The organism is Tessaracoccus lapidicaptus (assembly GCF_001693815.1).
Classification (GTDB): Bacteria; Actinomycetota; Actinomycetes; order Propionibacteriales; family Propionibacteriaceae; genus Arachnia; species Arachnia lapidicapta.
On the sequence record NZ_MBQD01000020.1, the window covers coordinates 241,350 to 265,167 of the forward strand.

Sequence of the window (23,818 nt, forward strand, 5' to 3'; positions counted from 1 at the left end):
AATGCGGATCATCGGCATCGACCCCGGACTCACGCGCTGCGGCGTGGGTGTCGTCGACGGCAGCGTCGGCCGCCCCCCGCAGCTCGTGGCGGTCGGGGTGGTGCGCACCGCCGTCACGCTGGACCTGGCGCAGCGCCTGCTGGCGTTGGAGGAGGGCCTGCTGGCCTGGTTCGACGACTACCGCCCCGACGCGGTGGCCATCGAGCGCGTGTTCTCGCAGCACAACAAGAGCTCCGTCATGGACACGGCGCAGGCGGCGGGGGTCGCGGCCCTCACGGGCGCCAGGCGCGGCCTCACCGTCACCTTCCACACCCCGTCGGAGGTCAAGGCCGCCGTGACCGGATCGGGCTCGGCGGACAAGGCGCAGGTCGCGCAGATGGTCACGCGCATCCTCAAGCTGACAGAGGCCCCGCGCCCCGCGGACGCCGCCGACGCCCTCGCGGTCGCGGTGTGTCATGCCTGGCGCGGCGGCGCCACCAATCGCTACGCCGCGGCCGTCGCGGCAGCCAGGGGGAGCCGATGATCGCGCAGCTCACGGGGACCGTCCTGACCGCCGGGGCCACCTCGGCGGTCGTCGATGTGGGCGGCGTCGGCTTCCTCGTCGCCACCACCCCGCAGACCGCCGCAGGCCTCCGGCCCGGGGAGGTCGCGACGCTCCACACCGCGCTGGTCGTGCGCGAGGACTCTATGACGCTGTTCGGGTTCGCCGAGCCCGCCGAGCGCGAGGCGTTCGAGCTCGCGCAGACCGCCTCCGGCGTCGGGCCGAAGCTCGCGCTGGCGATCGTGTCGGTCCTGGCCCCCGGCGAGCTGAAACGCGCAGTGCTCGCCGAGGACCTCAACCGACTGTGCTCGGTGCCGGGCATCGGCCGGAAGGGCGCCCAGAAGCTCGTCATCGAACTCAAGGACCGCGTGCTGGTCCTCGAGGACGCTCCCGGCGGCCCGGCGCCCGTGGCAGCGCAGGACGCGTGGCGGGCCCAGGTGGCGGAGGGCCTGCAGGGCCTCGGGTGGTCCGCCCGGGACGCCGACGCGGCGTGCGACGCCGTGGCCCACCTGGTCGACGCGGATCCCGACATCTCCATGGCGCTGCTGCTGCGGGCGGCGCTCAACTCGCTGGCGAGGCGGTAGTGGAACACTCCGAGCTGGACCCGACGGCCGACGTCGAGGACCGCGACTACGAGTCCGCGCTGCGCCCCAAGCGGCTGGCCGAGTTCGAGGGGCAGCCACGGGTGCGCGAGCAACTGGGTCTCGTCCTCGACGCCGCCCGGCACCGCGGCACGGCGCCCGACCACGTCCTCCTGTCCGGCCCGCCCGGACTGGGCAAGACCACCCTCGCCATGATCATCGCCGCGGAGCTCGGCACCGGCCTGCGCATCTCGTCGGGGCCCGCCATCCAGCACGCCGGCGACCTCGCGGCCATCCTGTCCGGGCTGGCCGACGGCGACGTGCTGTTCCTCGACGAGATCCACCGCCTGTCCCGGCCGGCGGAGGAGATGCTCTACCTCGCCATGGAGGACTTCCGCGTCGACGTCATCGTTGGGAAGGGTCCCGGCGCCACGGCCATCCCCATCGAGCTGCCGCCCTTCACGCTGGTGGGCGCCACCACCCGCGCCGGGCTGCTGCCCGGCCCGCTGCGGGACCGGTTCGGATTCACGGCCCAGCTGGACTTCTACGCCGTCGGTGATCTCACGGGCATCGTCGCGGCGTCGGCCGGCAAGCTAGGCGTCCCCATCGACGCCGACGCCCAGGGCGAGATCGCCCGGCGCTCGCGCGGCACCCCGCGCATCGCGAACCGCCTGCTGCGCCGCGTCCGCGACTTCGCGCAGGTCAGGGGCCATGCCCGCGTCGACCGCGGCGTGTCGCGGGCGGCGCTGGAGCTCTACGAGGTCGACGAGCGCGGGCTCGATCGCCTGGACCGGGCCGTGCTCGACGCCCTGTGCCGGCTGTTCGACGGCGGCCCCGTCGGCCTGTCCACGCTGGCGCTGAGCGTCGGCGAGGAGGTCGAGACCGTCTCCGAGGTCGCCGAGCCGTTCCTCATCCGCGAGGGCATGCTCGTGCGCACCCCGCGGGGCCGCGTCGCGACCAGGGCGGCGTACGCGCACCTGGGCATGACGGCACCGTCGACGAATCCCGCGTTGTTCGACTGAGGCCCGCCGCCGGTAGCGTTGGGCGCATGCGGACGCGTGCGGAGATCAAGGCCTGGCTGACGGACATGGACGGCGTGCTGGTGCACGACAACCGGGCCCTGCCCGGCGCGCAGGAGCTCATCGACCACTGGGTGGCCACCGGCACGCCGTTCCTCGTGCTCACCAACAACGCCACCTACACCCCGCGCGACCTGTCGGCGCGGCTGCGCGACTCCGGGCTCAACGTGCCCGAGGAACGGATCTGGACCTCCGCGATGGCCACGGCGAAGTTCCTGGCGGAGCAGAAGCCCGGCGGGTCGTGCTTCATGGTGGGGGAGGCCGGGCTGTCGACGGCCCTGCACGACGCCGGCATGGTCCTGTCGGACCGCAGCCCGGACTTCGTCGTCATCGGCGACACCCGCACCTACTCGTTCGAGGCGATCACCACCGCCATCCGGCTGATCGACGCCGGCGCGCGGTTCATCGCCACCAACCCGGACGCCACGGGCCCCACCCCCACCGGGGTGGTGCCGGCCACCGGGGCGGTCGCGGCCCTCATCACGAAGGCCACGGGCCGCGAGCCCTACGTCGTCGGCAAGCCCAACCCCATGATGTTCCGCTCCGCGCTCAACAAGATCGGCGCGCACTCGGAGGAGACGGGCATGATCGGCGACCGCATGGACACCGACATCGTCGCGGGCATGGAGGCCGGGCTGCACACCGTCCTGGTGCTCACCGGCATCTCTACCGTCTCGTCCATCACCCAGTTCCCCTACCGGCCCGTGGAGATCCTCGACGGCGTGCACCAGTTCCTCGACGGTGCCGTCCCGCCGGGCGAGGCGCGCGGGCACCATCCTGAGCCTCCGCTATCCTGAGCGGTGGCCCACCGACGTTCGGAGAAATTATGGACCTGATCCTCATGATGATCGCGCTGTTCGCGGTCATGTACTTCCTCATGATCCGCCCGCAGCAGAAGCGCATGAAGCAGCACCAGGAGATGCAGTCGAGCCTCGCGCCGGGTGCCCGCGTGCTCCTCACCTCCGGACTGTTCGGCACCATCACCAACGTCGGGGAGCGGCAGATCATCGTCGAACTCGCGCCCGGCGTCGAGGTCACCGTCCTCAAGGGCAACGTGGCGCGCGCCATCACCGCCGACGAGGAGGAGTTCGAGTTCACCGACGCCGACGGCGACGCCGTGCTGGACGAGCCGGTCGACGAGGCCGACCCGACGGCGCTGCCGGAGTCCACGGCCGACGACAGCTTCTTCCAGGGCCCCGACGCCCAGGCGCGCCCGGAGGACACCAAGTAACCGTGGCCACCACCGCCAAGAGGGGGCGCCCCGGCGTCGTCCTCGCTGTCTTCCTGCTCATCATCGCCGGGCTGTACGCCATCATGGCGGCCACCGGGACCTGGGCACCCAAACTCGGCCTCGACCTGCGCGGCGGCCAGACCATCACGCTCACGGCCGAGAACGAGACCGTCACGATGGAGTCGCTCGAACTCGCGCGCGACATCATCCAGCAGCGCGTCGACGGCCTCGGCGTCGGCGAGGCGTCGGTCGTCGTCCAGGGCGAACGCAACATCATCGTGTCGGCCCCCAACGTCGAGCGGGACGACCTGGTGCAGCTGGTCGGCGCCACCGCGCAGCTGTCCTTCCGGCCCGTGCTGTACGTGGGTGCCGCCACGGGGACCGATCCGTCGGCGTCCCCGGAGCCGTCGGAGTCGGCGCTGCCCGGCCTGCCGACCGCGCCGCCGAGCCCCGCCCCGTCGCCCAGCGCCACCCCCGGCGAGCCCGTCGACCAATTGCCCATCGCCGAGGTCCTGGCCTACCAGCCCACCGAGGACGACCTCGTGGCCTTCGAGGCCTACACGTGCGGCGACGAGCAGACCGAAACCCCCACCACCGCCCTCGTCGCGTGCGACACCGACGGCCTGCAGAAGTTCCTGCTCGGCCCGGTCGCCGTCCGCGGACAGGACCTCACGACGGCGTCCTTCGGCATCCCGCAGGGCGAACTCGGCTACGCCGTGACCCTCAGCTTCGACGCCGAGGGCACCGCCAACATGTCGGAGCTCACCGGCGCCCTCCTCGGCGCCGCCCAGCCGCGCGACATGTTCGCGATCGTCCTCGACGGCAAGGTCGAGTCCGCCGCGACGGCCGAGGCGCGCATCACCAACGGCGAGGCCATCATCCGCGGCGGCTTCACCGCCGACAGCGCGGCCGGCCTCGCCAACGTGCTGAAGTTCGGCTCCCTGCCGCTGTCCTTCGAGCCGTCCCAGGTGGAGACCGTGTCGGCCACGCTGGGCGGCGAGCAGCTGCGCGTGGGAATCATCGCCGGCCTCATCGGGCTGGCGGTCGTGATGGCCTACAGCTTCCTGTACTACCGCGGTATGGGCATCGTCGTCGTGGCCTCCCTGGCGATCGCGGCCTCGGCCACGTACGCGTCCATGGTGCTGCTCGGCGAGGTGGTGGGCTTCGCCCTCAACCTGCCCGGCATCGCCGGCGCCATCGTCGGTATCGCGGTGACGGCGGACTCGTTCATCATCTACTTCGAGCGGATCCGCGACGAGATCCGTGAGGGGCGCAGCCTCAAGTCCGCGCTCGTGGCGGGGTGGCGCAAGGCCCGCGGCACCATCGTCATCTCCGACGCGGTGTCGCTGCTGTCGGCGGTCGTGCTGTTCGTCCTCGCGGTCGGCGCGGTGAAGGGCTTCGCGTTCACGCTGGGCCTGACCACCCTGATCGACCTGGCCGTCGTGTTCTTCTTCACCAAGCCGCTGGTCGAGCTGCTCGGCCGCACGCGCTTCTACGGCGAGGGGCACCGCTGGTCGGGGCTCGACGCCGCGCACATGGGCGTGACCCGCGAGTCGCTGCTCGGGCGCCGCCCGCGCCGGCCCGCCGCCGCCCCGACCATCCCCCAGGAGGCCTGATGACCGCCCGCAGGCTCGGCATCGCCGAGCGGCTCTACACGGGCCAGCTCAGCTACGACTTCATGGGCAACCGGCGGCGCTGGTTCCTCATCTCCGCGGTGGTCATCGGCGTCTCGCTGGTGCTGCTCCTCATCCGGGGCCTGACGCTGGGCATCGAGTTCAGCGGCGGCACGGACTTCCAGGCCCCGATGTCGATCCAGCAGGGCACCGTCGACGAGGTGCGCGAGCGGGTCGGGGACATCGAGGTCGAGGAGCTTGACGCGCAGGTGTTCACGCTCGGCGACGACGCCATCCGCGTCCAGACCCGGTCGCTGACCCCGGACGAGACCAACCAGGTGCGTGCGGACGTGGCGGAGATCGCTGGGGTGGCGGCCGAGGACGTCACCTACAACGCCATCAGCCCGTCCTGGGGCGACCAGATCACGAGGCAGGGCACCATCGCGCTGGTGGTGTTCATCGTGCTCGTCATGGCGCTCATCGCCGTGTACTTCCGGGACTGGAAGATGTCGGTCGCGGCGATCGTGGCGGTCTTCCACGACCTGCTGGTCACGGTCGGCGTCTACGCGGCCGTCGGGTTCACCGTCACCCCGTCGACCGTCATCGGCGTCCTCACCATCCTGGGCTATTCGCTGTACGACACCGTGGTGGTGTTCGACAAGATCCGCGAGAACGTCGCTGGCATCGAGCACACCAACCACACGTACTCCGAGCAGTCGAACCTCGCCGTCAACCAGGTCCTGGTGCGCTCGCTGAACACGACCGTCATCGGCGTGCTGCCCGTGCTGGCACTGTTCATCGCCGGCGCGACGCTGCAGAGCGGCCCGCTGGCCGACCTCGGCCTGGCGTTGCTCGTCGGCATGATCGCCGGCGCGTACTCGTCGCTGTTCATCGCCGCGCCGCTGCTGGCCTGGCTGCGGGAGCGGGAGCCCGGCATGACCGAGCACCGCGCCCGGATCGCCCGGCGCCAGGCCCGCTCCGCCGCCCGAACCGGCCGGGCGAGGCTCGACGCCGCGGCCGAGCCGCTGGCGGCCGCCGCCACGCTCACCACCGTCGACGACGCCGCCCCGACGGTCGCGGCGCCGACGGTCCGCCACGAGCGCCGCACCGGAGGGTCGCGCGCCGATCGCCGGAAGAAGGGCACGCGATGACCGACCGCCAGCAGCTGATCGCCGGCCTGATCGCCGACGTCCCCGACTTCCCGCGCCCGGGGGTGATGTTCAAGGACATCACGCCGCTGCTCGCGTCGCCGGCGGGCTTCGAGGCCGCCGTCACCGCCCTGGTGGAGGCGGCACCCCGCGACATCGACGTGGTGGTCGGCATGGAGGCGCGCGGGTTCATCTTCGCCGCCCCTGTCGCGCTGGCCCTCGGCGCGGGGTTCGTCCCCGTCCGCAAGCCGGGGAAGCTGCCGGGGGAGACCATCAGCGAGTCCTTCGAGCTGGAATACGGTTTCGAGACCCTGACCGTGCACCGCGACGCCATCCGGCCCGGGGCACGGGTGCTGGTGATCGATGACGTGCTCGCCACCGGCGGCACCGTCGGCGCGACGGCGGCCCTGCTGCGGCAGATGGGCGCCGAACTGGTGCACGTCGCGGTGCTGATGGAGCTCAGTTTCCTGGAGGGCCGCGCGCGGCTCGCCGAACTGGGCGTCGACAACGTGACCGCGGTCCTGACAGTCTGAGCTCATGGCGAAACTGGAGCCGGGCGGCCGCGAGGGTGTCCTCTCGCTGGTCAGCCTGCCCCGGATCTCCCTGTCGCCGTTCAAGGAGCTCGCCCGGCGGACGGCGCTGGCGCTGCTCATCCTCATGCTCAACACGTTCATCGTGTGGCTGGACCGCGACGCGTACATCGACAACACGGCCGGCGACGGCGTGCAGCTGCTCGACGCGTTGTACTACTCGACCGTCACGATGACCACGACCGGCTACGGCGACATCACCCCGGTGGCCGCCCATGCCCGCCTCATGAACGTGCTCGTCGTCACGCCGCTGCGCATCGGCTTCCTGGTCCTGCTCGTCGGCACCACCATCGAGGTGCTGACGAAGGAGGGCAGCCGCAGCATCGCGGACCTGTTCTGGAGGAGAAAGATGCGCAACCACGTCGTCGTCATCGGGTACGGCACGAAGGGCCGCAGCGCGGTCAACACGCTGCGCCGGCAGGGCGAGTCGCCGGAGAAGATCCTCGTCATCGACCAGCACGCCAGCGCTGTCGCGGACGCCAACTTCGACGGGCTGGCGGCCTTCCAGGGCGACGCCACCCGGCGCGAGCTGCTCCGCCGGGCGGAGATCAGCAAGGCCAAACAGGTGATCATCTCGCTCGACCGCGACGACACGGCCATCCTCACCACCCTGACCGTCCGGCAGCTCAACCCCACGGCCGGCGTCGTCGTCGCGGTGCGCGAGCACGAGAACGTGCCGCTCGTGCGGCAGTCGGGGGCCTCGTCGGTCGTCACGTCCTCGGAGACGGTGGGCCGCCTGCTGGGCCTGTCGGCGCTCGGCCCCGAGCTGGGCACGATCATGCAGGACATGCTGACCGGCGCCGAGGGGCTCGAGGTGCACCAGCGTCTCGCCGAACCCCACGAGGCCGGGCAGCCGCCGTCGGCGGTGCAGGGGGAGCGCGTCATCGGCATCATCCGCAACGGCACGCTGCGCCGGTTCTACGACCAGACCGCAGCACGCGTCGAGATCGGCGACGAGCTCATCGTCGTGCGCCGCGCGCAGCCGCCGGTTCGCGACGCCAAACACATCCTCGGCGCCTTCGACCCGGACAGCTAGGATTGGTTGACAGCGCTCGTGTGAGGGGAGGCCGGACATGACCGATGAGCTGACCGGAGTGTCACGACTGGTCACCGGCCCCGAACAGCCCCGGCTGCGGATGCGGCACCGCCTCGCCCGGCTGGGGGCCGTCCGCTCCAAGAGCGCCGTGCTGGACCCGCTGTTCCGGATCGTCCGGTCGAACCACCCCAAGGCTGACCTCGACATCATCGAACGCGCCTACCGCGTCGCGGAGCGCTGCCACGAGGGGCAGAAGCGCAAGTCGGGGGATCCGTACATCACGCATCCGCTCGCCGTCGCCACGATCCTCGCCGAGCTCGGCATGACCGAGCCCGTCCTGGTGGCTGCGCTGCTCCACGACACCGTCGAGGACACCCCCTACACGCTGGAGCAGCTGCGCGAGGACTTCTCCGACGAGGTCGCCCGCATGGTCGACGGCGTCACGAAGCTCGACAAGCTCACCTACGGCGAGACCGCCAAGGCCGAGACCATCCGCAAGATGATCATGGCGACCTCCGAGGAGGTGCGCGTCCTGGTCATCAAGCTCGCCGACCGGCTCCACAACATGCGCACCCTCGGGTTCCTGCGCCCCGACAAGCAGGTGCGGATCGCCACCGAGACCTTGAACATCTTCGCGCCCCTGGCCCACCGCCTGGGCATGAACACCATCAAGTGGGAACTCGAGGACCTGTCGTTCGCGATCATCGAGCCGAAGATCTACGCCGAGATCGTCGACATGGTGGCGCAGCAGGCCCCCTACCGCGAGCGGTACCTGCGCGAGCTCATCGGCCAGTTCCAGACGCTGCTGACCGACGCCAAGATCACCGCGACCGTCTACGGCCGCCCCAAGCACTACTACTCGATCTACCAGAAGATGATGGTGCGCGGCCGCGACTTCAAGGAGATCTACGACCTCATCGGGCTGCGAGTCCTGGTCGAGGACACGCCCACCTGCTACGCCGTCCTCGGCGTGGCGCACGCCGCGTGGAAGCCCATCCCGGGCCGGTTCAAGGACTACATCGCCGGCCCGAAGTTCAACATGTACCAGTCGCTCCACACCACCGTGCTGGGCGCCAACAACGAGCCCGTCGAGCTGCAGATCCGCACGCACGAGATGCACCGACGCGCCGAGTACGGTGTCGCGGCGCACTGGAAGTACAAGGAGGACCTCAAGCACGGCGTCACGCCCGAGGAGGCCGGGCTGCGGGCCATGCACCAGCTGGGCGTCATGTCGAAGGAGACCGAGGATCCCAGCGAGTTCCTCGACTCCGTGATGTTCGAGATCAACGCCGACGAGATCTACGTCTTCACCCCGAAGGGGGAGGTGATGGCGCTGCCGGTCGGCGCCACGCCCGTCGACTTCGCGTTCGCCGTCCACACGGAGGTCGGGTACCGCTGCATCGGCGCCCGCGTCAACGGCCGGCTGGTGTCGCTCAGCACCCGGCTTGTGCAGGGGGACAAGGTCGAGATCCTCACCTCCAAGGCCGAGGGCGCGGGCCCGAGCCGGGACTGGCTCGGGTTCGTCGTCTCGTCGCGGGCGCGGCAGAAGATCCGCCAGTACTTCTCCCGGGAGCGCCGGGACGAGGCCATCGAGCAGGGCAAGGAGGCCCTCGCCAAGGACCTGCGGCGCACCGGGCTGCCGATGCAGCGCCTGCTCACGCTGGAGAACCTCACCGCGGTGGCCAACGAGCTGGGCTTTAAGGACGTCTCGTCGCTCTACAACGCCATCGGTGAGGGGCACCTCGGCGCCCAGGGCGTGGTCGAGAAGCTCATCGTGCTGCACGGCGGCGAGGAGGAGACCGTCGACACGGTCACCGAGGACATCGTCGTCAAGCAGCGCCGCCGGCCCGTGCGCGACGGGGCCCATGTGCTGGTCGACGGCGACGACTCGGTCGCGGCCAAGTTCGCCAAGTGCTGCTACCCGCTGCCGGGCGACGAGATCATCGGCTTCGTCACGCGCAGCGAGGGCGTGTCGGTCCACCGCGCGGACTGCACCAACGTCCCGGCGTTGATCAAGAAGGAACCTGAGCGCATCGTCGACGTGGCCTGGTCGGCGCGCGAGCCGGGAGCGACCTTCCTCGTCACCATCCAGGTCGAGGGCATCGACCGGTCACGGCTGCTGTCGGACGTGTCGTCGGTGCTGTCCGAACAGCACGTCGACATCCTGTCGGTCAACATCACCACCAACAAGCAGCGGCAGTTCAGCGGGCGCATGACCTTCGAAGCAGCGGACCCGACGCACCTGCAGCATGTGATCAGTCAGGTGCGCCGGGTCCCCGGCGTCTACGACGTGTTCCGCGTCGTCGGCTAGCCTCAGCGCGTGAAGTCGGCCAGGGTGGCCCGGGCCTGGTCCAGCCAGCTCTGGTAGGTCTCGATGGACCTCGCGGCGTCCTTGGCCTTCCGGGCGTCGCCCTTCGACTCGGCCGCCGCCAGGTCCGCCTGGAGCTTGGCGATCTGAGCCTCGAACATCGCCACGGTGTCCTCGGCACGCTTGCGCGCCTCGGGGTCCGTGCGCTTCCACTCCTCGGCCTCCATCGCCGACACCTTGTCGCCGATGGCGCGGACGCGGCCGTCGAGGTCGCGCATGGCGGCGCGCGGCACGTGGCCCACCTCGTTGTACTTCGCCAGGAACTCGCGGTGCGTGGCCTTGGCGGCCTCCACGTCGGTCACGCCCTCGAGGTCGCGCTCCACCTGGTCGACCAGCGCCTGCTTGGCGGCCAGGTTCTCGGCCTGCTCGCCGTCGACGGCGCTCTGCGCGGCGGTCCGCGCCTCGAAGAACCTGTCCTGCAACCCGCGGAAGCGGGTCCACAGGGCGTCGTCCTCGCCGCGGCGGGCGCTGCCCGCGGCCTTCCAGCGCTGCATGAGGTCCCGGAAGGCGGCCGAGGTGGCGCCCCAGTCCGTCGACTCCGCGAGCGGCTCCGCCTCGGCGATGATCGCCTCCTTGGCGGCCTTGGCGGTGTCGCGGCGCTGGTTCAGGTCCGAGAAGTGGGCCTTGCGGCGCCGCGTGTACTGCGTGCGCGCGGACGAGAAGCGGTGCCACAGCTCGTTGTCCGTGGCCCGGTCGACCCGGGGGAGCGCCTTCCACTCGTCGAGCAGCACCCGGAACCGGTCGACGCCGCCGCGCCAGTCCTCGCCGGCGGCCAGGGTCTCCGCCTCGGCGACCATGGTCTCCTTCGCGGCGACGGTGGCGGCGTTCTGCTCCGCGCGCTGGGCCTTGCGAGCCTCGATCTGGGCGGGCAGCACCTCGCTCAGGGCGTCGAGGCGGGCGGCCAGGGCCTGCAGGTCGCCGACGGCGTTGGCCTCCATGACGTTGGTGCGGGCCGTGGCGATGGCCGTGCGCGCCTCTTCGGGCGACATCGCCTGGGCGGCGACGCGCGCCTCGAGCAGGCCGACCTCGGCGGCCAGGTTCTCGTAGCGGCGGACGTAGAAGGCCATGGCCTCGTCGGGGGTGGAGTCGGGGATCTGCCCGACACTTCGTTCGGTGTCACCCACCGTGACGTAGACCGTGCCGTCAGGATCGACGCGGCCGAAGTCGGAGGGCGCTTGCGGTTCGCTCATGCGCCAAATCTAGCGGGATAGGGTGGGGTCGTGCTCATCCAGCCCATACCGGTATCGCCCTGGCAGGCCAACTGCTACGTCGTTCTCGCCGACGAGAAGGCGACGCAGTGCGTCATCGTGGACCCCGGGATCACGGCCGCGGGGCCAGTCGCGCGCTACGTCGAGGAGCGGGGCGTCACGCCCGTCGCGCTGCTCGCGACGCACGGCCACCTGGACCACGTCGGCGACGCCCACCTGCTGGCGGCCCGCTGGAAGATCCCGCTGCACATCGCTGCCGCCGACCGTCACCTGCTGGAACGGCCGGGCGACGGCCTCGGCCCGCAGGGGACCGCGCTCATGCGCCAACTCACGGGCACCGACACGCTGCCCCCCGTCGCCGACGTCCGCGACCTGACCGGGGACATCGAGCTCGCTGGCCTCTACGTCAGCCCGTTCGCCGCCCCCGGACACACGCCCGGATCGACGCTGCTCGACGTCACCTCGGCCGACACCCGCGTCGTCTTCACCGGCGACGTCATCTTCGCGGGCACCATCGGCCGCACGGATCTGCCCGGCGGTAGCATGACCGAGATGCGCCGCTCGCTGCGGAACATCGTCGAGCGGTTCCCCGCCGACGTCGTGCTCCTGCCGGGGCACGGCCGGCCCACCACCCTCGCCGAGGAACTCGACACCAACAGTTACCTTCGTTGACGCCAAAGTGAGGTCGCACGTGCCCCGCCCCAAGCCGCTGAGCGGATTTCCCGAGTTCCTCCCCGCGGGACGCATCGTCGAGAACCGCGTGCTCGACGTCGTGCGCACCACCTTCGAGCTGCACGGCTTCGCGCCCATCGAGACCCGCGCCGTCGAGCCGCTGGACCAGCTGGCGCGCAAGGGCGAGATCGAGAAGGAGATCTACGTCGTCCGGCGGCTGCACGCCGAGGCCGGCGACGCCGACGAACTGGGGCTGCACTTCGACCTCACCGTCCCCTTCGCCCGCTACGTGCTGGAGAACTCCGGGCACCTGGCCTTCCCCTTCCGCCGGTACCAGATCCAGAAGGTGTGGCGCGGGGAGCGCCCGCAGGAGGGCCGCTACCGCGAGTTCACGCAGGCCGACATCGACATCGTCGGGCAGGGCGCGCTCGCGGCGCACCACGACGTCGAGATCCCGCTGGTGGCACTCGACGTGTTCGAGACGCTGCGCCGCGACCTCGGCCTGCCCCCCGTGAGCCTGCGCGTCAACAACCGCAAGCTCTCCGAGGGCTTCTACCGCGGCCTCGGCATCGAGGACCCCGCCGCCGTGCTGCAGCGGGTCGACAAGTACGACAAGATCGGCCCCGACGCGGTCGTCGAGCTCCTCACCGGAGAGCTGGGTCTCACCGCCGCCCAGGCCCGCGCCTGCGTGGAGCTGGCCGGCATCGCCACCGAGGACGAGTCGGTCGTGGACCGGGTCCGGGCCCTCGGTGTCCAGCACGAACTCCTCGACCAGGGACTCGACGAACTCGCCGGCCTCATGCGGGTGGCCGGCCGCCAGGCCCCGGGCAGGGTCGTCGCCGACCTCCGGATCGCCCGCGGCCTCGACTACTACACCGGCACCGTCTACGAGACGTTCCTCGTCGGATCCGAGAAGCTCGGCTCCGTGGCCTCGGGCGGGCGCTACGACTCCCTCGCCAGCGACGGCAAGGTGACCTTCCCGGGCGTCGGCTACTCGTTCGGCATCACCCGGATCCTCGCGCCGCTCATCGGTCGCGGCCGCCTGGTGGCCTCGCGCAGCGTGCCGAGCGCCGTGCTGGTCGCCGTCGACGACGAGGAGTCGCGCGAGCGGGCCATCGCTGTCGCGGGGGCACTGCGCGCTCGCGGCATTGCCGTCGAGGTGGCGCCCAAGGCCGACAAGTTCGGCCGGCAGATCCGCTACGCGGAGCGGCGCGGCATCCCCTTCGTCTGGTTCGGGGCCGGCTACGACGACTCCGTCAAGGACATCCGATCCGGGGATCAGCAGCCCGCGTCCCCGGACACGTGGGAGCCCCCCGCCGCGGACCTGGTCCCGGTCGTGGGACCGGCCGACTGATTCACGTGCGCCCGCCCCGCGCGGCTAGCATGGCTCGTCCGAGCTGCACCGTCTATGCAGCCGATCAGAAAGGAACACCGTGATCCGCACCCACGATGCCGGAACGCTCCGCCGCGAGCACGCAGGCCAGACCGTCGTCCTCGCCGGATGGGTCGCCAAGCGCCGCGACCACGGCGGGCTCGCCTTCATCGACCTGCGGGACGCCTCGGGGCGTGTGCAGGTCGTGATCCGCGACGAGTTGCTGGCCGCGACCGGTGCGCACGACCTCCGCAACGAGTACTGCATCAAGGTCACCGGCGTCGTCGAGGTCCGCCCCGAGGGCAACGAGAACCCCGACCTGCCCACCGGCGAGATCGAGGTCGCGATCGCCGAGCTGGAGGTGCTCAACACGTCGGCCCCGCTCCCGTTCCAGATCGACGAGCGCGTGAACGTCGGCGAGGAGGCGCGGCTCAAGTACCGCTACCTCGACCTGCGCCGCCCGGCACCGGGCGCGGCGATCCGCCTGCGCTCGCAGGTGAACCAGGCCGCCCGGCGCGTCCTGCACGCCCGCGACTTCGTCGAGATCGAGACCCCGACGCTGACCCGCTCCACCCCGGAGGGTGCCCGGGACTTCATCGTCCCGGCCCGCCTCGCCCCGGGGTCCTGGTACGCGCTGCCCCAGTCGCCGCAGCTGTTCAAGCAGCTGCTCATGGTCGCCGGCATGGAGCGCTATTACCAGATCGCCCGCTGCTACCGCGACGAGGACTTCCGCGCCGACCGCCAGCCCGAGTTCACCCAGCTCGACGTCGAGATGAGCTTCGTGGACCAGGACGACGTCATCGAGCTCGGCGAGGAACTGATCCGCGAGATCTGGGCGCTCATCGGCGTGGAGCTCAGCACGCCGTTCCCGCGCATCACGTATCTCGACGCGATGGACCGCTACGGCTCCGACAAGCCGGACCTGCGCTTCGACCTGGAGATCAGCGAACTCACCTCGTACTTCGCCGACACCACGTTCCGCGTGTTCCAAGCCCCCTACGTCGGCGCCATCGTCATGCCCGGCGGCGGGTCCCAGCCGCGACGCACCTTCGACGCCTGGCAGGAATGGGCCAAGCAGCGCGGCGCCAAGGGGCTGGCCTACGTCACCCTCGACGACGCCGGCGAGCTGGGCGGTCCCGTCGCGAAGAACCTGTCCGACGCGGAGCGCGCCGGCCTGGCCGCCGCCACCGGCGCGAAGCCGGGCGACTGCATCTTCTTCGCCGCCGGCGCCCGGGCAGCCTCCCAGGCGCTCCTCGGCGCGGCACGCAACGAGATCGGCGAGCGCTGCGGGCTCATCGACGAGGACGCCTGGAGCTTCCTCTGGGTCGTCGACGCGCCGCTGTTCAAGCCCGCCTCGGACGCCAAGGCCGAGGGTGACGTCGCCGTCGGTGAGGGCGCCTGGACGGCCGTGCACCACGCGTTCACGTCGCCGAAGCCCGAGTGCCTCGACACGTTCGACACTGATCCCGGCGGCGCGCTGGCCTACGCCTACGACATTGTGTGCAACGGCAACGAGATCGGTGGCGGGTCGATCCGTATCCACCGCCGCGACGTGCAGGAGCGCGTGTTCAAGGTCATGGGCATCGGCGCCGAGGAGGCGCAGGAGAAGTTCGGCTTCCTCCTCGACGCGTTCCAGTTCGGCGCCCCGCCGCACGGCGGCATCGCGTTCGGCTGGGACCGCATCGTGGCGCTGCTGAGCCGCTCCGAGTCGATCCGCGACGTCATCGCGTTCCCCAAGAGCGGCGGCGGCTACGACCCGCTGACGCAGGCGCCGGCGCCGATCTCCGCGCAGCAGCGCAAGGAGGCGGGCGTGGACGCCAAGCCCGAGCCGAAGGACGCGGCCAAGTAGCGGCCGGCGCCCGGCGCCGGTCCAGTCCGGTGCCGGGCGCTGACCCCGGGCGTAGGTTCTGTTCGGTGTCGGGCGCCGGGGCCGGGCCCACTGGCACGACACGCCGTGGAACAGCGCCCTCGAGCGCGTAGGCGGGCGCGAGGAGCGCCCGGGCGGCACATTCGTGTCGGTGCCCGGCTGCGTCAGCCGAGCAGGTTCGGCACCGACCGGGGGCGCAGCACCAGCCACAGCGCCGCAGTCGCCAGCAGCGCGCACACCAGAATGCCGGTGCCCATCGGCACGGCGCTCGTCATCGGCACCAGGCCGATGAGCGGTCCGACGGTGGAGCCCACGATCTGCGTCACCGCGCCCATGAGCGACGCCGCCGTGCCCGAGTGCTGGCGGTGGTTGTGCAGCAGGAAGATCTGGCCGCACGGCGCCGACAGCCCGAATCCGAACGTCAACAGCCACAGGGCCGGCACCAGCGGCACGTAGCCGACGTCCGCGGCGTTGACGACGAACACCGCCAGCCCGGCCGTCACCATCAGCGACGTCGCGAGCACCAGCACCCACTGCGGCCCCCACCGCTGCGCGAGCCGGCTGCCCAACTGGACGCCGACGAAGACCCCGAATGAGCAGATCGCGAAGACGGTGCCGAAGCCACTGGGGGAGAGGCCGTAGACCTCCTGCAGCAGCACCGACGAGCTGGCGACATAGGAGAACAGCGCGCCGAAGCTGAACGCCGCGATGAGGATCGCCCCGACCGCCAGCCGGTCCGAGAACACGGCCCGGAACGCGCGCCCGATGGGCCCCAGTCCGCCGCGCGTCCGCTCCGCCGGGGGACGGGTCTCGACCGTCATGACGATGATGAGGACGATGACGACCGTGCCGTAGGCCGCCAGGCCCCAGAACACCCCGCGCCAGGGCATGAAGCTCACCATCCACGACCCCACGATGGGAGCGACGATCGGCGCGAGCCCGGAGATCAGCGCCAGCCGCGACAGCATGACCACCAGGGGCCGGCCGCTGAAGAGGTCGCGAGCCATGGCCATGGCCACGACGGCGCCGCCGGCCGCGCCGACGCCCTGCAGCAGGCGCATGGCCGTGAGGAACTCCACCGTCGGCGCCACCGCGACGAGCACAGAGGAGACCACGTGCAGGATGGAGCACGCGATCAGCGGGATGCGCCGCCCGAGGCGGTCGCTCAGCGGCCCGACGAGCAGCTGACCGGTGGCGAACCCGAGCGTGGTGGCCGACAACGTCAGCTGGACCTGCGCGTCAGAGAGCAGCAGGTCGGCCTTGAGCGCCGGAAAGGCCGGAAGGTAGAGGTCGATGGTGAACGGGCCGAGACCGGTCAACATCCCGAGAGTGATGATGATGGCGATGCGGCGGCGTCGCGAGAACTGGTTGCCGAGGTGGGATGCCACAACCCACCATCCTAGGATGGTTTCGGTTTCAAACAAACCGGGGGTGGTTAGAGTGGGACCGGTGAGCACGGACCTGTTCGGCACCCCGGACCCCACGCCCCCGACGCGCGGGGGATCCCTCGGCGACGCCGCCAACCCCCAGGCGCCGCTCGCGGTGCGGATGCGGCCGCGCTCACTCGATGAGATCGTCGGCCAGCAGCACCTGCTCGCGCCCGGGTCGCCTCTGCGGCGCCTGGCGGACGGCCAGCCCATGTCGGTGTTCCTGTGGGGGCCGCCGGGGGTGGGGAAGACGACGATCGCCTCCGTCGTCTCCCGTGCCACGAACCGCCGGTTCGTCGAGCTCTCCGCCGTGACCGCGGGCGTCAAGGAGGTCCGCGCCGAGATCGAGGCCGCCCGTCGCGAGCTGGCACGCGGCCAGGCGACCGTCCTGTTCGTCGACGAGGTCCACCGCTTCTCGAAGGCGCAGCAGGACGTCCTGCTCCCCGCGGTCGAGAACCGGCTCGTGACCCTCATCGCCGCCACCACCGAGAACCCGTCGTTCTCGGTCATCTCGCCCCTGCTGTCGCGGTCCCTCCTCCTGCGGCTGCAGCCGCTGACCGAGGCCGACCTGGTCGGCCTTCTGGAGCGCGCGCTCACCGACGACCGGGGAGTGCGCCGGGCGTCGGGGGATCAGTTCAGCCTCGAGCCAGCCGCCCGCGACCTCATCGTCAGGCTGTCGGGCGGCGACGCGCGCCGCGCGTTGACCTACCTCGAGGAGTCGGCCGCTGCCGCCGAGGCACTGGGCACCGGCGTCATCGACCAGGCGGCGGTCGAGTCCTCGGCCGACCGCGCGGCGGTGCGCTACGACCGCGACGGCGACCAGCACTACGACATCATCTCGGCCTTCATCAAGTCGATCCGCGGCTCCGACGTCGACGCCGCCCTGCACTATCTCGCCCGCATGCTCGAGGCGGGGGAGGACCCGCGATTCATCGCGCGGCGCCTCATGATCTCGGCCTCGGAGGACATCGGCATGGCCGCCAGCGGGGTGCTGCAGACCTGTGTCGCCGCGGCGCAGGCCGTGCAACTTCTGGGCATGCCGGAGGCGCGGATCACCTTGGCCCACGCCACGGTCGCCGCGGCCACCGCCCCGAAGTCCAACGCCGCCTATCTCGCGCTGGACGAGGCCGTCGCCGACGTCCGGCGTGGCAAGGGCGGACTCGTCCCCCCGCATCTCCGCGACGCCCACTACGCCGGGGCCGCCAAGCTGGGCCACGGACAGGGCTACCGCTACCCCCACGACTTCGACCACGGCGTCGTCGCCCAGACCTACCTCCCCGACGATCTGGAGGGCACGCGCTACTACCGGCCCACCGACCACGGCCAGGAGGCCGCCATCGCGGACCGGGTCGCGACGCTGCGCCGCCTCCTCGACGGTGGGGCCGTCGGCTAGAGTTACGGCGTCCGAAGTTGGAGGAGGACCCCCATGACCGTTGGAGAGATCGCCGGGCTCATCGCCGCGATCGCACTGTGCGTGCTCGTCGCCCTGATGGCCGGACCGCTGCTCAAGCTGGGCCGGGTGCTCGAGGAGGTGCGGCTGGCCGTGCGTGACCTCGGTCACAACGCCGTCCCCGTCCTCCAGGAGCTGAAGGGCACCGTCGTCGCCACCAACGACGAGCTGGCCAAGCTGAGTGTCGTGACCGACGACGTCAGCCGGGCCTCCGGCCACGCCACCGTCGTGACCGAGAACGCTGCGCAGATGTCCACGCTGTTCGCCGCGACGCTCGGCGGTCCGCTGGTGAAGACGGCCGCCTTCACCTACGGGGTCCGCAAGGCCTTCCAGGGACGGAAGAAGAAGTGAGCAGGCTGTTCTGGCTCCTCGTCGGCGCAGGGCTGGCCGTCTTCGTCGTGCTGCGCGGCAAGCAGTTGCTGTACCAGGTCACGCCCCGCGGCGTGCAGGATCAGGTCGTCGAGCAGGGGCACCGCGCCGCCGCGAGCTTCGGGGACTTCGTCGCCACCTTCCGCGCCGCCGCCGCCGACCGCGAGGCCGAGCTGCGCCGCGAGCTCAACCTCCCCACCGCCACCCGTTGATCCACTTCCCCGAGGACCTATCCGCATGAAGACCTCCGAGATCCGGAGCCGTTTCGTCGACTTCTTCGCCGCCCGCGACCACACCGTCGTGCCGAGCGCCTCCCTGCTCTACAACGACCCGACGCTGTTGTTCGTCAACGCCGGCATGGTGCCGTTCAAGCCGTACTTCCTCGGCGACGAGCCGGCGCCATTCAGGCGCGCCGTGTCCTCGCAGAAGTGCGTGCGCACCCTGGACATCGACGAGGTCGGCAAGACCACCCGCCACGGCACCTTCTTCCAGATGCTCGGGAACTTCGCCTTCGGCGACTACTTCAAGGAAGGCGCCATCCGCTACGCCTGGGACCTGGTGACGGGTTCCGAGGACGACGGCGGCTGGGGCTTCGACCCTGAGTCCGTGTGGGTCACCGCTCTGCATGGGGACCAGGAGACCATCGACCTGTGGCAGCAGGTCGGGATTCCCCGGCACCGCATCCAGGAACGCGGCCTGAAGGACAACTACTGGCACATGGGCGTCCCCGGCCCCGGCGGTCCCTGCTCCGAGATCTACATCGACCGTGGCCCCGAGTTCGGCCGTGACGGCGGACCTGTGGTCGACGAGGACCGCTTCCTCGAGATCTGGAACCTCGTGTTCCAGCAGGAGGAGCTCTCGGCGGTGCGCGCCAAGGACGACTTCGACGTCCTGCGGCCGCTGCCCAGCCAGAACATCGACACCGGGTCCGGTCTGGAGCGCGTCGCGCTGCTCAAGCAGGGCGTGGCCAACATGTACGAGATCGACGAGGTGTTCCCCGTCATCGCGAAGGCGTCGGAGCTCTCCGGCCGGCGTTACGGCGCTGACCCCACCGACGACGTGCGGTTCCGCGTCGTCGCCGACCACGTCCGTTCGTCGCTCATGCTGATGACCGACGGCGTCACGCCCGGCAACGAGGCCCGCGGCTACGTGCTGCGTCGCCTGCTGCGCCGCGTCGTCCGCTCGATGCGGCTCCTCGGCGTGCAAGACCCCGTCCTCAGCGAACTGCTGCCGGTGTCGCGTGACCTCATGCGCGTGTCCTACCCGGACATCGACGACAACTGGGCGCGCGTGTCGCAGGCCGCGGCGGCCGAGGAGGAGTCCTTCCGCCGCACGCTGCAGGCCGGCACCGTGATGTTCGACACGGCGGTCGCGCAGGCGAAGTCGGCGGCGACCCCCGCGCTCGCCGGCGACCAGGCGTTCCAGCTGCACGACACCTACGGCTTCCCGATCGACCTCACCATGGAGATGGCCGCCGAGCAGGGCCTCACCGTGGATCGGGGCAAGTTCGACGAGCTCATGCGCGAGCAGAAGGAGCGCGCCCGCGCCGACGCGAAGGCCAAGAAGGGTGGCGCGGCCTCGATGGAGGCGTACCGCGAGCTGCGTGAGCGCGGCGAGGTCCCCTTCCTCGGCTACACCGACCTCGACGCGGCCACCCGCGTCCGCGGCATCATCGCCGACGGCACCGTGGTGGACCGCGCGGCCGACGGCAGCACCGTCGAGATCGTGCTGGAGGAGACCCCGTTCTACGCCGAGGCGGGCGGCCAGGACGCCGACCGCGGGCGCATCGTCGGCGACGGCTTCACGCTCGAGGTCCTGGACGTGCAGCGCCCGGTTCCCGGCCTGGTCGTGCACCGGGTCGAGGTGTTCGGTGAGCTCGCGGCCGGGGCAGGGGCCGAGGCGCACGTCGACCCCATCGCGCGCCACGGAGCCGCGCAGGCGCACACCGCGACGCACATCGTGCACGCTGCGCTGCGCGAGCTGGTCGGCCCCACCGCGACGCAGGCGGGCTCCTACAACAAGCCCGGCTACATGCGCTTCGACTTCTCCTCGCCCCAGGCGCTGTCGGACCAGATGCGCGCCGAGGTGGAGGCGCGCGCGAACCAGGCCATCGTCGACAACTTCACGGTGACCGCGCAGCAGATGAAGCTCGAGGAGGCCAAGGCGCTGGGCGCGATGGCCATGTTCGGGGAGAAGTACCCGCCCGTGGTGCGGATGGTGGAACTCGCCGGGCCCTGGTCCCGCGAGCTCTGCGGCGGCACGCATGTGGGGACGACCGCGGAGATCGGGGTGCTCAACCTCATCACGGAGGCCTCGATCGGATCCGGTGTGCGCCGCGTAGAGGCCCTGGTGGCCGGCGACGCCTTCCAGCGATTCGCCGCGGAGCGCGCACTGGTCGCGGAGCTGACCGACACGCTGCGCGTTCAGCCCGACCAGCTGGTCGGGCGCGTCGAGCGGCTCGTGGCGCAGCTCAAGGACGCCGAGAAGCGGATCGCCGCCCTCAACGCGGAACGGCTGCTGGCCTCGGCCGCGGGGATGGTCGGCGATGCCGTCGACGTGGCCGGGGTCCGGTACCTGGGCATCACCGTGCCCGGTGTCACGGGCAACGACCTGCGGACGCTCGCCCTGGACCTGCGCGAACGGCTCGGCTCAGACCCGGCTGTCGTGGCGCTCATCGGCGGAGCCGACAAGCCGACGGCGCTCGTCGCGACGAACGAGGCCGCCCGCGGCCTCGGGCTCCGCGCCGGCCAACTGATCTCGGTGGCCTGCGCGGAACTGGGCGGCAAGGGCGGCGGCAAGGACGACCTCGCTCAGGGCGGCGGCACTGACGCGTCGGCGGCCCCGCAGGCGCTGCGGGCCGTCCGCGACGCTCTGGCGGCGCGTGCCTGACCGCGCGCGCCTCGGCATCGACTGGGGCAAGGCGCGCATCGGCGTCGCGGCCTGCAACCCCGGGGTGTCGTTCGCGTACCCCGTCGAGACGGTCCCGGCCGGGGCCGGGGAACTGGTCCGGCTGGCGGAGCTCGTCGCCGAGTACGACCCGGACGTCGTGTACGTCGGCCTGCCGCTCACCCTCGGCGGCGCCCGATCCCACGCGGCGGAGTTCGTCCTGGCCAAGGCCGCCCAGCTGGCCGCTCGGGTGACGCCCGTCGAGGTCCGGCTGGTCGACGAGCGGATGAGCACCGCGTCGGCGTCACGTAGTCTGGGCTCCGCCGGCCGGCGCGCCAGGCAGCAGCGCAGTGTGATCGATCAGGCGGCCGCCGTCGAGATCCTGCAACGGGCGCTCGACGGCGAGGAGCGCGAGGGCGCCCCTGTCGGTGAACCCGCGGCGAAGGAGGAAACGTGAGTCCCACGTTGTTCGACAACGATTCCCGGCTCGACTGGCGGAAGATCGGGTACTACGCGCGCAGCACGTTCGCGGTGCTGCTGTCTCTCGCGGTGCTGATCGGGGGTGGGTGGTTCGTCTACTCCAAGGTCAACGACGCCTACCTCGCGTGGCGCACCGAAGAGGACTACCTGGGCGAGGGCAAGGACCCGGTCCAGGTGGTGATCCCGCGCGGGGCCAGCGTCACGCAGATCGGCGACATCCTCGTCGAGGCCGGCGTCGTGAAGTCCACGCGCACCTTCCGGAACGTGGCCCAGCAGAGCGGCGACTCGGACAAGCTGCAGGCCGGGCGGTTCAACCTCCGCACCGAGCTGCCGGCCGAGACGGCGTTCGACATGCTCCTGGACCCCGCGAACCAGGAGCGGCTGTGGGTGACCTTCCCCGAGGGCACCACGGCGGCGGAGCAGGCCGACATCATCGCCGACAAGACGGGGCTGGCAGTCGCCGATGTCACCGCCGCGGCCTCCGACACGAGCATCTACGCCCTGCCCGAATACGCCCAGGGCAAGCTCGAGGGCTTCCTGTTCCCGGCCAAGTACGCGGTCGGCGAACCCCCGAAGGCGTCCGACATCCTGGCAACCCAGGTCAAGCAGTTCGGCCGGGTCGCCGAGGACATGGGGCTCGAGGGCCGTGCCGCGGAGATGCAGGTGGAGCCCCTGGACGTCGTGACCATCGCCTCCATCATCGCGAGCGAGGTCAGCGAGCCCGAGGATCAGCCGAAGGTGGCCGCCGTCATCTACAACCGGTTGGCCGCCGAGATGCCGCTCCAGATGGACTCCACCGTGCACTACGCGGTCGGGCGGTTCGACACGGTCACCACCACGGCCGAGGAGCGCGCCGTCGACTCGCCGTACAACACCTACAAGTACCCCGGCCTTCCCCCGGGACCGATCAGCAACCCGGGCCGCACCGCGCTCGAGGCGGCCCTCATGCCGGCGGACAGCGACGCGCTGTTCTTCGTCACCGTGGACCTCGACACCGGCGAGACCCGCTTCGCCGCCACCATCGAGGAACACAACGCCAACGTGGCCCTGTTCCAGCAGTGGTGTCAGGCCAACGCCGGGCGATGCTGAGACGGGCCGGAGTCGTCGGGGATCCGGCGGGTCACTCGCTGTCACCGGCGATCCACCGCGCCGGCTACGCGGCCCACGGCCTGGACTGGGTCTACGACGCGCACACGGTCCCTGCCGAGGGTCTCGACGACTTCGTGCGCGGCTGCGCCGCCGATCCGGCATGGGCGGGCCTCAGCGTCACGGCGCCGCACAAGGACGCCATCCTCGCCCACGGCGATCCGGACGAGCCCACGCGGCTCCTCGGCGCGGGGAACACGCTCATTTTCGGTCCGACGCCGAGGGTCTACAACACCGACGTGCCGGGGTTCGTCCGGGCCTGGCGGGCACACCGCCTCGCCGACATCCGGTCGGCCGCCGTCGTGGGCAACGGCGCGACGGCCCGCTCGATCCTCTTGGCGCTGGCCGGGCTGGGGCTGCGTGACCTGGTGGTGTTGGCGCGCGTGCCCCAGCGTGCCGAGGCGCTCCTGGAACTGGCCGCGGTGCTGGGTGTCGTCGCCGAGGCGCGCGGCCTCGAGGAGCCGCTGCTCGCCGTCGATCTCGTGGCCAACACCGTGCCGGCCGCCGCCACCGCCCCGCACGCGACGCGGCTGGCCGCTGCGGCCGGTGTCGTGTTCGACGTCGTCTACGATCCGTGGCCGACTCCGTTGGCCCGCGCGGCGGACGCGGCCGGCACCCCGGCCCTCAACGGGCTGGACCTGCTCGCCGGGCAGGCGGTCGACCAGTTCTTCCTCATGACCGGGCACCAGGTGACGTTCGAGGGCTGCCGGTCCGCGGCCGAACAGGAGCTCAGCCGCCGCTCGCGACTCTGACA

Annotated in this window: 22 protein-coding genes; 20 read left to right on the forward strand and 2 right to left on the reverse strand. The window is 71.3% G+C overall.

All coding sequences use genetic code 11. From position 1 onward, the window contains the following. Positions 1 to 10: 10 nt before the first annotated feature. The 10 genes from ruvC to BCR15_RS06450 are packed head-to-tail and all read left to right on the forward strand — an operon-like array spanning position 11 to position 10,130. On the forward strand, positions 11 to 523 hold the full coding sequence (ruvC, locus tag BCR15_RS06405) for a crossover junction endodeoxyribonuclease RuvC (protein ID WP_197971776.1): 513 nt from the start codon (positions 11 to 13) through the stop codon (positions 521 to 523). Continuing rightward, entirely contained in the window at positions 520 to 1,125 is a 606-nt protein-coding gene (gene ruvA / locus BCR15_RS06410) for a Holliday junction branch migration protein RuvA (RefSeq protein ID WP_068751354.1), read from the forward strand. Before ruvC ends, ruvA begins: the two co-directional genes overlap by 4 nt. Continuing rightward, on the forward strand, positions 1,125 to 2,144 hold the full coding sequence (gene ruvB / locus BCR15_RS06415; protein ID WP_068751355.1) for a Holliday junction branch migration DNA helicase RuvB: 1,020 nt from the start codon (positions 1,125 to 1,127) through the stop codon (positions 2,142 to 2,144). The genes ruvA and ruvB overlap by 1 nt, the downstream gene beginning before the upstream one ends. A 26-nt stretch (positions 2,145 to 2,170) precedes the next feature. Beyond that, positions 2,171 to 2,998 carry an HAD-IIA family hydrolase gene (locus BCR15_RS06420; RefSeq protein ID WP_068751356.1) on the forward strand — a complete coding sequence of 276 codons (828 nt, stop codon included), beginning with the start codon at positions 2,171 to 2,173 and terminating at the stop codon, positions 2,996 to 2,998. A 29-nt stretch (positions 2,999 to 3,027) separates the two neighbouring features. Continuing rightward, positions 3,028 to 3,432, forward strand: coding sequence for a preprotein translocase subunit YajC (yajC, locus tag BCR15_RS06425; protein WP_068751357.1), 405 nt, complete (start codon positions 3,028 to 3,030; stop codon positions 3,430 to 3,432). 2 nt (positions 3,433 to 3,434) lie between these two features. Further along, positions 3,435 to 5,048, forward strand: coding sequence for a protein translocase subunit SecD (secD, locus tag BCR15_RS06430; RefSeq protein WP_408647364.1), 1,614 nt, complete (start codon positions 3,435 to 3,437; stop codon positions 5,046 to 5,048). Then, positions 5,048 to 6,196 (forward strand): protein translocase subunit SecF, encoded by a 1,149-nt coding sequence (gene secF, locus BCR15_RS06435; protein WP_068751358.1) that lies wholly within the window; start codon positions 5,048 to 5,050, stop codon positions 6,194 to 6,196. Before secD ends, secF begins: the two co-directional genes overlap by 1 nt. Beyond that, entirely contained in the window at positions 6,193 to 6,726 is a 534-nt protein-coding gene (locus BCR15_RS06440; RefSeq protein ID WP_068751359.1) for an adenine phosphoribosyltransferase, read from the forward strand. Before secF ends, BCR15_RS06440 begins: the two co-directional genes overlap by 4 nt. A 4-nt stretch (positions 6,727 to 6,730) precedes the next feature. Beyond that, entirely contained in the window at positions 6,731 to 7,819 is a 1,089-nt protein-coding gene (locus tag BCR15_RS06445) for a potassium channel family protein (RefSeq protein ID WP_068751360.1), read from the forward strand. Positions 7,820 to 7,856: 37 nt separating this feature from the next. After that, positions 7,857 to 10,130, forward strand: coding sequence for a RelA/SpoT family protein (locus BCR15_RS06450; RefSeq protein ID WP_068751361.1), 2,274 nt, complete (start codon positions 7,857 to 7,859; stop codon positions 10,128 to 10,130). Positions 10,131 to 10,132: 2 nt separating this feature from the next. On the opposite strand, the gene BCR15_RS06455 is transcribed toward BCR15_RS06450, so the two are convergent. After that, positions 10,133 to 11,377, reverse strand: a complete 1,245-nt coding sequence (locus BCR15_RS06455) for a DUF349 domain-containing protein (RefSeq protein ID WP_068751362.1) — start codon at positions 11,375 to 11,377, stop codon at positions 10,133 to 10,135. Positions 11,378 to 11,407: 30 nt separating this feature from the next. Here BCR15_RS06455 and BCR15_RS06460 point away from each other — a divergent pair, with 30 nt between their 5' ends. The 3 genes from BCR15_RS06460 (at position 11,408) to aspS (ending at position 15,288) form a co-directional block, all read left to right on the forward strand. Further along, positions 11,408 to 12,067 carry an MBL fold metallo-hydrolase gene (locus BCR15_RS06460; protein WP_068751363.1) on the forward strand — a complete coding sequence of 220 codons (660 nt, stop codon included), beginning with the start codon at positions 11,408 to 11,410 and terminating at the stop codon, positions 12,065 to 12,067. A gap of 19 nt (positions 12,068 to 12,086) precedes the next feature. Further along, positions 12,087 to 13,421: a histidine--tRNA ligase gene (hisS, locus tag BCR15_RS06465; RefSeq protein WP_068751488.1), complete on the forward strand. Its 1,335-nt coding sequence runs from the start codon at positions 12,087 to 12,089 to the stop codon at positions 13,419 to 13,421. Between the two features lie 79 nt (positions 13,422 to 13,500). Continuing rightward, positions 13,501 to 15,288, forward strand: coding sequence for an aspartate--tRNA ligase (gene aspS, locus BCR15_RS06470; protein ID WP_068751364.1), 1,788 nt, complete (start codon positions 13,501 to 13,503; stop codon positions 15,286 to 15,288). 182 nt (positions 15,289 to 15,470) lie between these two features. On the opposite strand, the gene BCR15_RS06475 is transcribed toward aspS, so the two are convergent. After that, positions 15,471 to 16,694 (reverse strand): multidrug effflux MFS transporter, encoded by a 1,224-nt coding sequence (locus tag BCR15_RS06475; RefSeq protein WP_068751365.1) that lies wholly within the window; start codon positions 16,692 to 16,694, stop codon positions 15,471 to 15,473. Positions 16,695 to 16,755: 61 nt separating this feature from the next. Between BCR15_RS06475 and BCR15_RS06480 the strand changes: the two genes are divergently transcribed. The 7 genes from BCR15_RS06480 to BCR15_RS06510 are packed head-to-tail and all read left to right on the forward strand — an operon-like array spanning position 16,756 to position 23,816. After that, a complete protein-coding gene (locus BCR15_RS06480; protein ID WP_228383410.1) occupies positions 16,756 to 18,126 on the forward strand; it encodes a replication-associated recombination protein A in 1,371 nt (456 codons plus the stop codon). A gap of 33 nt (positions 18,127 to 18,159) precedes the next feature. After that, positions 18,160 to 18,534, forward strand: a complete 375-nt coding sequence (locus tag BCR15_RS06485; RefSeq protein WP_068751367.1) for a DUF948 domain-containing protein — start codon at positions 18,160 to 18,162, stop codon at positions 18,532 to 18,534. Further along, positions 18,531 to 18,764, forward strand: a complete 234-nt coding sequence (locus BCR15_RS06490; protein ID WP_068751368.1) for a DUF6167 family protein — start codon at positions 18,531 to 18,533, stop codon at positions 18,762 to 18,764. The genes BCR15_RS06485 and BCR15_RS06490 overlap by 4 nt, the downstream gene beginning before the upstream one ends. Before the next feature lie 25 nt (positions 18,765 to 18,789). Continuing rightward, on the forward strand, positions 18,790 to 21,441 hold the full coding sequence (alaS, locus tag BCR15_RS06495) for an alanine--tRNA ligase (RefSeq protein WP_068751369.1): 2,652 nt from the start codon (positions 18,790 to 18,792) through the stop codon (positions 21,439 to 21,441). Next, positions 21,434 to 21,895 carry a Holliday junction resolvase RuvX gene (ruvX, locus tag BCR15_RS06500; RefSeq protein ID WP_068751370.1) on the forward strand — a complete coding sequence of 154 codons (462 nt, stop codon included), beginning with the start codon at positions 21,434 to 21,436 and terminating at the stop codon, positions 21,893 to 21,895. Before alaS ends, ruvX begins: the two co-directional genes overlap by 8 nt. Then, a complete protein-coding gene (mltG, locus tag BCR15_RS06505) occupies positions 21,892 to 23,007 on the forward strand; it encodes an endolytic transglycosylase MltG (protein WP_078919567.1) in 1,116 nt (371 codons plus the stop codon). The genes ruvX and mltG overlap by 4 nt, the downstream gene beginning before the upstream one ends. Next, on the forward strand, positions 23,001 to 23,816 hold the full coding sequence (locus tag BCR15_RS06510; RefSeq protein ID WP_068751489.1) for a shikimate dehydrogenase: 816 nt from the start codon (positions 23,001 to 23,003) through the stop codon (positions 23,814 to 23,816). Before mltG ends, BCR15_RS06510 begins: the two co-directional genes overlap by 7 nt. The last annotated feature ends 2 nt before the right edge of the window (positions 23,817 to 23,818 follow it).